Here is a 10,232-nt window from a genome sequence, read left to right on the forward strand (position 1 = left end):
TGGATTTACAAACATTTCATCTGGAACTGTAGAATTCACTCATGATCCATTATTGGTTTATAATGCAGTGACTAGTGTCAATCCAAATTATACAATAACCAATACAACTACAGGCTTTACTGTTGATTTTGTAAATCTGCAGCCTGGTGATGTAGAGTATATTGATATCTCTATAACTTGTCCGGTTACTGTAGCTTTAGACGATATTGTGACTAATACCGCAACTTATCTTACAGATACAAACGATTTAGTAGCTAGTAATAATTATTCTACTCTATCTGAAGTGGTAGTAGGTTCTTGGGATCCTAATGATAAAATGGAATCTCATGGTCCAAAGGTGTTATATGATGAATTTTCAACTTCTGACGAATGGTTATATTATACAATACGATTCCAAAACTTAGGAACTGCTGAAGCTATTTTTGTTAGAATAGACGACGAGTTAGATGCTAGTTTAGATGAGACGTCGTTCCAAATGTTACGATCTAGTCACGATTATGTGGTAACCAGAACAGAGAATTCATTAGAATGGTTCTTTGAAGACATTAACCTGCCTGCTGAACAAGATGATGCAGAAGGAAGTAATGGGTTTGTATATTTTAGAATAAAACCACAAGCTGGATATGGAATTGGAGATATTATCCCTAATACTGCTGCGATTTATTTCGATTTTAACGCACCAGTAATTACAAATCGTTTCGAAACTGAATTTGTTGAGGAACTGTTATCTGTTTCTGAATTTGATTTTAACGGATTTGAACTATATCCAAATCCAGCAAACAATTTATTAAACATCAAACTCAATAATATTACAAATGCTAAGCTTAGTATATATGATATTCAAGGAAAATTAGTATTTAAGAATTCTATTTCTGAGCAAGAACTTGAGTTAAATGTTTCAGACTTACAAAGCGGATTATACTTTGTGAAACTTAATACGGACACAAAAGAGTTTGTCAAAAAATTAATTATTGAATAAAGGGTTATTTGATTTTTAAATGAAGCCTCAGACTTATTCTGAGGCTTTTTTGTAATCAATTCTCAGTATCTTCGTCTAAGCAAAAAAATAAAAAACTACTTCAAATGAAACTTAAAAGTTTACTAGTAATCGCATTGTTAGTTTTTACGTCTTGTAAAAATGATAAAAATTCTAAACCTGTTGAATCTGTTAACTATTCGGAAACTGAATTAGATGTCACAACAAGTACTTATCCAGAATCAATTTCAAAAATATTTGAAGCACATGGTGGATTAGATACTTGGAAACAAATGCAGACACTTAAGTTTACTATGGCTAAAGAAAGTGGAGATGAGGTTACGATTACAGATCTTTATAATAGGAAGTCAAACATAGACATGCCTAAGCATAAGATTGGTTTTGACGGAAAAGAGGTTTGGCTTCAGAAAAAGGATACCACAAGTTATAAAGGGAATCCAAAGTTTTACTACAATTTGATGTTTTACTTCTATGCCATGCCTTTTATTTTAGCAGATGATGGGATTATATATGAAGATGTAAAACCTTTAGAATTTGAAGGAAAAAGGTATCCTGGAATTAAAATTTCTTATGAAAGTGGAGTAGGAGAATCACCTGAAGATGAGTATATCTTATATTACGACTCTGAAACACATCAAATGACTTGGCTAGGTTATACAGTTACTTATTTTACCAAAGAGACAGGAAAAGAGTTTCATTTTATAAAATATAGTAAATGGCAAAATGTTAATGGGTTGAATTTACCCAAGATATTAACATGGTATAACTATGAAAATAACTTGCCAACAACGAAACGTAATGATTTAGAATTTTCTGATGTGAGATTAACAGAAATGAAGATGAAAGACAGTGTTTTTAGTAAACCCGAAGACGCAGAAACGATCGACTAGTATTTCAAAAAAAAAGACCTGTACATATTAAGTTACAGGTCTTTTTTTGAGGTCAACTTAGTTTATTCTTGACTTTTAAGTTTTTCAGAATAGCGCTTCCAAAGTTTTGTTTGGTGTGATTCTAAGCTAATCTGTCTTCCGTCAATAAACGCGTGAGATAATACATTTGTTCTCATATCTAATGCATCACCTTCACTTATAAATAATGTTGCGCTTTTACCTTCTTCCAGCGAACCATAAGAAGCATCAATACCTAATATTTTAGCAGTATTTAATGTTATTAATTGTAAGGCTTGTTCCTTAGTTAATCCATAAGCAACTGTAGTTCCTGCATAAAAGGGTAAGTTTCGAGCATTCATACGTTCCATTTGTCCACTACCTTCTAAGGCAACTGTCACGCCTTTATCAACTAATAATTTAGCCATTTTAAAAGGTAAATCATAATCGTCATCGGTTTGACCAGGTCTAGAGTGCACACGTTGTAATAACACCGAAATATTATTTTGCTTTAGTAAATCGGCAACTTTGTAAGCGTGGTAACCACCTACAATAGTCATATCAGTAATTCCATTTTCTTTTGAGAAGTGAACTGCATCAGTGATCCCTTTTTCGTCATCAACATGGATATATAGTTTTTTAGAACCATCAAAAAGGCCTTTAGTTGCTTCAAATGGTAAATTTACAGTTTCGTTACTTGCACTAGCATAAGCTTTAGTTGCATTAAGATAATCACTGATTTCCTTAACTTGTTTTGTGTAATTTTTATTGACTTTCATGGCTGGATCTTCTCCAAGCCACCAACGTCCTCGACTAAAACTATTTGGCCAATTCATATGAATGGCATCATCTTCTTTAACAGCTGCATCTTCCCAATTCCAAGCATCAAGTTGTACAATCGAAGAAGTTCCAGAAATACGTCCACCACGAGGTGTGATTTGAGCTAAAAGCACACCATTTGGTCGCATAGATTCTACAACTTTAGATTCAGTGTTATAAGCAATTAAACTTCTGATGTGTGGATTCCATGACCCTAATTCTGAATCATCATCTGTGGCACGAACCGCATCAATTTCAACTAATCCTAAAGTCGTATTTGGAATAATGAAACCAGGATATACATGTTTTCCGGTAGCATCAATAACTTCCATATCGGCTATTTTGATTTTTACAATTCTAGAGTCAACCACATTGAGTAATTTTCCATCTTCGATAATAATTAAACTATTTTCAATGACTTCTCCATTTCCAATGTGAGCTGTAGCACCTTTAATAGCAAAGGTTTTACTTTGTTTTTTAGCAGGTGTTTGTTGTGCATTTGAATAACCAAATGTTAAAAGCAACAACACGATATATATATTAAATTTTTTCATTTGTCTGTTGTGTTTAGTGTGATTCATGATCGATATAGTCACAATGCATTTGATCTTTTTCTTTTTTCTTTATAGGCTGAGTTTTCAAGCCTTTATTTTTAGCCAACAGCATTTGATTGATGTGTTCTGCTTTTTCTTTCTTGATTTCAGATCGCATCATTTCATCGCGTTTTAAATCAAAGTAAGTAGCGCCTTCAATGATTGTTTTTTCAGCTTTAGCATAAATAGATAACGGATGGTCTGACCACAAAACTAAATCTGCATCTTTTCCAACTTTAATACTTCCTACCTTATCATCAATATGCAATAATTTTGCAGGATTTAAAGTGACAAATTTCCATGCATCTTCTTCAGAGACACCTCCATACTTTACTGATTTAGCAGCTTCTTGATTTAAACGACGAGACATTTCACCATCATCACTATTAATAGCAACAACAACTCCAGCATTATGCATAATAGCAGCATTGTATGGAATAGCATCGTTTACTTCATATTTATAAGCCCACCAATCACTAAATGTTGAACCACCAACACCATGTTCAGCCATCTTATCAGCTACTTTATAACCTTCAAGAATATGCGTGAAGGTATTGATATTGAAATCGAACTGTTCTGCAACTTTCATTAACATGTTAATTTCACTTTGCACGTAAGAGTGACACGAAATGAAGCGCTCTTTATTTAAAATTTCAGCGATTACATCCATTTCAATATCTTTTCGATAAGGCTTTCCACTTTTCTTTAAGGCATCATATGCTTTTGCTCTACTGAAATAGTCAATGTATAATTGTTCAACTCCCATTCTAGTTTGAGGGAATCGTTCATAACTTGACCAGTTAGATTGTTTTACGTTTTCTCCCAATGCGAATTTGATAAACTTCGGACTATTATCATAAATTAAGTCTTGAGCATCTTCACCCCATTTTAATTTGATGATAGCAGAACGTCCACCAATTGGATTTGCAGAACCATGTAAAATTTGAATCGTTGTTACACCACCAGCTAAATTTCGATAGATATCAATATCTTCTTCATCAATGACGTCTTCAATACTAACTTCTGCAGATGAGTTTTGTCCACCTTCGTTAATAGAAGAGGCGGCAATATGAGAATGTTCATCAATTACACCAGAAGTTAAATGTTTTCCTCTAGCATCTATAACTTGTGCACCAGAGTCTGATAAATCTTTTCCGATTTTTACAATCTTACCTTTTTTTACTAAGACATCAGTTTCTTCTAAAATACCTTCTGCTTCATTTGTCCAAACCGTTGCATTTTTGAATAATAAAGTTTCTTGTTTTGGTAATTCTTTAAAACCATAAGCCATATTTGGATAGGTTACAGGAACTGTTTCTTTAGTTTTTGAACTGTCTACTTTTTTGTTTGGTTTGTCTTCAGTTTCAGACTCAATTTTTTTAGCATAAAATGTCATTTCATTTCCATCAGGAAATAAGGCTTTTCCATTTAAGCTTTTTCCTTCAGATACATTAGAAACTAGTCTTATGAATTCCTGCGTTGTAGAGTCTTTGGTCGTCATAGCAATTGATAACCAGTCATCACTATAACTCACTTTAGAACCTCGTTTTTTATTATTACTTGTAATTTCTGAACTTAATTTACTCAGCTCACCTTTTAAGCTCATTTTATAAGATTCGCCAGCTAACATAAATTCATAGTCACCTCTAATGTCTTTCGTATGCATTGAACTTAATACAGTTTGAGACCCTTGAACCCAATTTTCATAGATGGTAGTTTTCTTATCAAATATATCTCCAGATGTAATTAAAAAGTTAGCATAAGCACCTTTATTAAGGTTGCCAATTTCTGAAGCTTTGCCCAACAATTTTGCTGGTGTAGTTGTTAATGCTTCCAAAGCTTTTTCTTTAGATAAACCATATTCTATGGCTTTCATTAGTTTGGCTTTAAAGGCTTTTGGCGATTTTAATTCGTGTGTTGTAAAAGCAAACGTAACATTGTTGTCTGCAAGGATTTTAGGATTAGAAGGACCTTGATTCCAAGCTCTCATGTCACTTAATGATAATGATTGTGATAGGTATACATTTTCGACATCGTAAGCATCTTGAAAGTCAATTGGAATTATAAAAGCTGCATTAGTAGCCTTAATTTCATTGATTCGTTCGTATTCATCACCACCACCAAGGATGACATACTGAATGCCAAATTGGTCACCTACTTTATCTGCTCGTAAAGCATTAGCTCGACTTCCAGCGGAGAATATCTGAACTAAGTTTTTATTTTTGTTTAAAGCTTCAATAGATAAATCTTTTGTGTTACTATTTCCATTAGCATACCATTCTGCATCTAAATATAGTTGACGTAATAAAGCCATACTTCCCATAATTGATCCAGGATATGATTGACGAGATGTGACACTTTTACTAAATGAAAAATACTGCCCAGAATTTTGTTCTAGAATAGTCATGTCGTTACCTCCAGAAGTATTAAGAGCGACTAAGGTTCCTGTACCTCTTACAATTCCATCTTGGATGTGAGTATTCACAACACCAAAACCTGCATTAAGGAATTCTTTTGCCTTTTTTCCATCAAATTTAAATATTGAGATTGCATTGTTTTCAGGCATTACATGGTCATTCCAGTAGTATCCTGTTCTAGACGGATTATACTGAGGACTTCTGCCTCCTCCAGGTTTACGTTTTGGTTTTTCTACACCAAAATTAGAGTACATATCAATGAATGATGGATAAATACTTTTACCTTCAACATTGATAACAGTTGTATTTTTGGGAATTGCAACTTGAGCACCAGAAGCAACGACTTTTCCATTTTTAATGAGAAGTGTTCCTTTGTCAATAACTTGACTTGGAGTGACATGAATTTTTGCATTTGTGAATGCTGTGTAATTGGTGTTGACAGTTTTTACACCATCATTTTTTGGAAAATACTCTTGCGCAAATAGCGAAAAACTGCATAAAAAGAGCAAGAGCCTTAGAGGAGTTTTAGACATATATAATAGTTGATTAAAATTTTGTTCTTAAAGATAAAAATTAAAGGAACGTTATTAAGTAAATATTAGTTTTTTAACGTTTAATCTAAAGGATGAGATTTATGGTAATTTACCAACAGTGCCACAATATAGCTATAGCTTTTCATACCAGCAGATTGATTGTTTGCTTTTAGAAAGTTATTATAAGTGCTTTTAAATATAGGTTCAGTCGGGTTTTGATACCCATCCCAAAAATCTCTTACTTCCTGATAGTTTTTAAGAACACCTTTGTTTATTTTAGGAAATATGGTTTTATAAATTTCAGGATCTCTTTTGTATATTTCGTTCAAACAATGCCTAAGCGCAAACGCATGACCTGAATATTGAAAATATATGTTTGGATGTTGCATTGCTGCCATACTACCTATAAAATTGGCTTCATTTTCTGCAGCATAGCCTAATTGATGTGCAGCTTCATGACTTCCAGTAGTTGGGAATTTATAAGAAGGAATTAAGCCATCTACTTGAGCTTCATTAGTAAACGGATTTAAATATCCTGAAAAACCCATGTATGTTAATGGTAAGCTATATATTGATTTTTTTATACTTCTAGGATGATATTCTAAATAGGGAAATCTTTTTGAAAGCTCATTATAGCCTTCAGGAATCATTGTTAATAATTCAGATTTAGAAAACGGCATATCCACTTTTACAGAATCATTGTTAGCGATACTTAACTGGATCTTATTTGTTTTTGTTATTAATTGCTTAGTCAGAGCGACTAATTCTTCAGTCGTGTAGTCTTTATCAATATTTAAAGATTCGTGAAGCGGAAGTCTGTAATAATTAAAAGCCCATAACATATGGAAAGCAAAATACCCAATTGATATTGCTGCGATTACATCTAAAAACCAATGCTTAGTGTCCTTTAAAATTCGTTTTCTGTTTACAACTAGCCATCTAATAATATAGATACCTAAAATGGTATACAATAAATCACCTACAGAAATTGGTAACCATCCAAAAGCATATCGCATTCCTCTAGAGATATAGACATAAAGACCATGACTGTATACAGATTCTACATATTCAGGAAAGTTTGCGAGCACTTTCAGTAGCAATATTTGCGGAATAATAGAGAAGGCGATGAGACTTTTTTTGTGTTTCAGCATGACTCAAAAATACTAAAAAGATGTACCTTTGCGAAACTTAAAAACGAATAACATGAGCGCAGAAATAAGAGTATTAGAACCAAAAGCCCTTTGGAATAAATTTGCAGATTTGAATGCAGTTCCAAGGCCTTCAAAAAAAGAAGAACGTGTAATTCAATTCATGAAAGATTTCGGATCGAATTTAGGTTTAGAAACTATTGAAGATGAAGTAGGTAATGTCATTATAAAAAAACCAGCAACTGCAGGAATGGAAGATCGTAAAACCATTGTTATGCAATCGCATTTAGATATGGTTCATCAAAAAAATAATGATACTGATTTTGACTTTGATACACAAGGTATTGAGATGTATGTTGATGGCGACTGGGTAAGAGCTAAAGGCACAACTTTAGGAGCTGATAATGGGTTAGGTGTTGCTACAATCATGGCAATTTTAGAAAGCTCCGATATCGAACATCCTGCTATTGAAGCTTTATTCACTATTGATGAAGAAACTGGAATGACAGGAGCAATGGGATTAAAAGGAGGTGTACTATCTGGAGAAATTTTGTTAAACCTCGATACAGAAGAGGACGATGAAATTGGTGTAGGTTGTGCTGGAGGTGTTGATGTTACTGCTACGAGAACGTATGAGCAAGAGGAAACACCTGAATTTAAAATTGGATACAAAGTTTCTGTAAAAGGTTTACAAGGAGGTCACTCCGGAATGCAAATCCATGAAGGTTTAGGAAATGCAAATAAATTGATGAATCGCATGTTGTTTGACGGTTTTGAAAATTTTGGATTACGTATATCTGAAATAGATGGAGGAAGTTTACGCAATGCCATACCAAGAGAAAGTAATGCGATTGTTGCTATTGATGCCGTTCATGAAGAGGCTTTTGTTTCTGAAATGAATGCTTTTGCTAGCGAAATCAAAACTGAATTTAAAACAATGGAACCAGACTTAGTAATAGAGGTCTCTAAAGTTGAATCACCAAAACATATCATGGATTTAGGAGTTCAAGAAGGTTTGACAAGAGCTTTATATGCTGCTTTAAATGGTGTATTCAGAATGAGTCCTGATATTCCAGATTTAGTTGAGACTTCAAATAATATTGCTCGTGTAATAGTTAAAGACGGAAATATTAAAGTTGGATGTCTAACGCGTAGTTCGGTTGAAAGCTCTAAGTGGAATTTAGCCAATGGTCTGAGAGCTACATTTGAATTAACAGGTTGCGAAGTCGAATTTGGAGGTGATTATCCTGGTTGGAAACCTAATATGGATTCTGATATTTTAAAAGTAATGGTGCCTTTGTATAAAGAATTGAATAATGATGAAGAGCCGCATGTTGCAGCTTGTCATGCTGGTTTAGAATGCGGTATATTAGGAACGAATTATCCGGAGATGGATATGATTAGTTTTGGACCTAATATTAAAGGTGCTCATTCACCAGATGAACGTGCTCAAATTTCTTCAGCCCAAAAATATTGGAAATTTGTATTAGAGATTCTCAAAAGAATTCCAAAAAAATAAAATAAAAAAAGCCTTTCAATTTGAAAGGCTTTTTTTGTTTCAATATTAACTATTCTGCTATTGCAGTCATTTCTAGAACGAATGTTAAGTCAGTATTTGGTTTGATGTTTCCTCTTCCACGTTCGCCATACGCTAAATGAGAAGGTAAATAAAAGAATGCTTTTTCACCAACCTTCATAGAAGCTAAAGCTTCTTTAAAGCCTGAAATCATTTGTTCATCTGGACTGATTTTCATTTTCATTGGTCCATAAGCGCCAGCTGCTTTTCGACGTTCGTTCATCATTCCATATTTTTCAGCAACAGCTTCAAGGTTACTGTCAAATAATTTTCCATCAACAAAATAACCTTCATAAGCAATCATTGCCGATTGTCCATTTTTTGGTTTTACACCTGTACCTTTTTTAATGATATATTTTTTTAAACCAGATGCTAATGTGGTAGTTTTTGATGTGTATTCGTCAAGCATTGGTTTTGTGATTTTTGCAGCAGCTTCAATTTTTGCTTCAATTTCTTTACGTTCTGCTTCAGCTTGTCGTTGTTTTTCGGCTTTAATTTCTTCTATCTCAGCTTCAACTTCAGGTAATCCTTGTTCAAATACTTTAGCAGCATCAAATGCTTTAGCTGCAGAACCTTTTCTAATAATATTAAGTTTTGTAATGACAACATCCACTTCAGGTTTATTGCCTTGACCTGTTTTTACATTAGAAATAGAATCTTGAACTTCAATTCCTTTAACTAATTCACCAAAAACGGAATGACAACTTACTCTTGGCTGATCACATGGTTTTAATGTGCCATCAGGATTGTAAGCATCAAGACTTGGATAAGGAACCTCAGTAATAAAAAACTGACTTCCATTAGTATTAAAACCACCACTATTTGCCATAGATAAAATACCTGGTCTGTCATGTTTTAAATCAGAACTAAAGTCGGCAGTAAATCGATATCCAGGAGTACCTGAGCCTGTTGCTGTATGGTCACCACCTTGAATCATAAAGTTATTCATAACCCTATGAAATGTTAATCCGTCATAGTAAGGTTTTCCTTTAAATTCTTCGTCTGCCATAGGATGAGTACCTTCAGCTAAGGCCACAAAATTGGCAACAGTTACGGGCACTTTATCATAAAATAATTTTGCGATCATGGTGTCTTTAGTTGTAACAAATTCAGCATAAAGGCCATCTTCTAAATCAGGATAATCTTCTTTGCATGAGGCTGCTGTAATAAGTAAAAACAGCATAGAGAATAATAGAGTTTTGCTAATCAATTTCATAAATTTAATCATTGGTTTTGTGTAATTGTATTTAAAGTTACTTTGC

At 33.5% G+C, this 10,232-nt stretch carries 7 protein-coding genes; 3 read left to right on the forward strand and 4 right to left on the reverse strand.

All coding sequences use genetic code 11. The annotated features are described in order from the left end of the window. Together AB8B90_RS11455 and AB8B90_RS11460 are read left to right on the forward strand one after the other, a co-directional pair. Nucleotides 1–979 (forward strand): T9SS type A sorting domain-containing protein (locus AB8B90_RS11455; RefSeq protein WP_405336991.1); only part of this gene is annotated, 979 nt, incomplete at its 5' end. Nucleotides 980–1,083: 104 nt separating this feature from the next. Next, a complete protein-coding gene (locus AB8B90_RS11460) occupies nucleotides 1,084–1,887 on the forward strand; it encodes a hypothetical protein (protein WP_405336993.1) in 804 nt (267 codons plus the stop codon). A 62-nt stretch (nucleotides 1,888–1,949) separates the two neighbouring features. On the opposite strand, the gene AB8B90_RS11465 is transcribed toward AB8B90_RS11460, so the two are convergent. The 3 genes from AB8B90_RS11465 to AB8B90_RS11475 form a co-directional block, all read right to left on the reverse strand. Further along, the gene (locus AB8B90_RS11465) at nucleotides 1,950–3,257 is read right to left on the reverse strand and encodes an amidohydrolase family protein (RefSeq protein WP_405336995.1); all 1,308 of its coding nucleotides are present in this window, start codon (nucleotides 3,255–3,257) and stop codon (nucleotides 1,950–1,952) included. A gap of 13 nt (nucleotides 3,258–3,270) precedes the next feature. Next, nucleotides 3,271–6,246 (reverse strand): amidohydrolase family protein, encoded by a 2,976-nt coding sequence (locus tag AB8B90_RS11470; RefSeq protein WP_405336997.1) that lies wholly within the window; start codon nucleotides 6,244–6,246, stop codon nucleotides 3,271–3,273. An 80-nt stretch (nucleotides 6,247–6,326) separates the two neighbouring features. Further along, nucleotides 6,327–7,397, reverse strand: a complete 1,071-nt coding sequence (locus tag AB8B90_RS11475; protein WP_405336999.1) for a DUF3810 domain-containing protein — start codon at nucleotides 7,395–7,397, stop codon at nucleotides 6,327–6,329. A 52-nt stretch (nucleotides 7,398–7,449) separates the two neighbouring features. Between AB8B90_RS11475 and AB8B90_RS11480 the strand changes: the two genes are divergently transcribed. Then, nucleotides 7,450–8,913, forward strand: a complete 1,464-nt coding sequence (locus AB8B90_RS11480) for an aminoacyl-histidine dipeptidase (RefSeq protein WP_405337001.1) — start codon at nucleotides 7,450–7,452, stop codon at nucleotides 8,911–8,913. Between the two features lie 49 nt (nucleotides 8,914–8,962). On the opposite strand, the gene AB8B90_RS11485 is transcribed toward AB8B90_RS11480, so the two are convergent. Next, on the reverse strand, nucleotides 8,963–10,232 hold a 1,270-nt coding region (locus AB8B90_RS11485), incomplete at its 5' end, for a peptidylprolyl isomerase (RefSeq protein WP_405337003.1).

The organism is Psychroserpens sp. (assembly GCF_045105015.1).
GTDB lineage: Bacteria > Bacteroidota > Bacteroidia > Flavobacteriales > Flavobacteriaceae > Psychroserpens.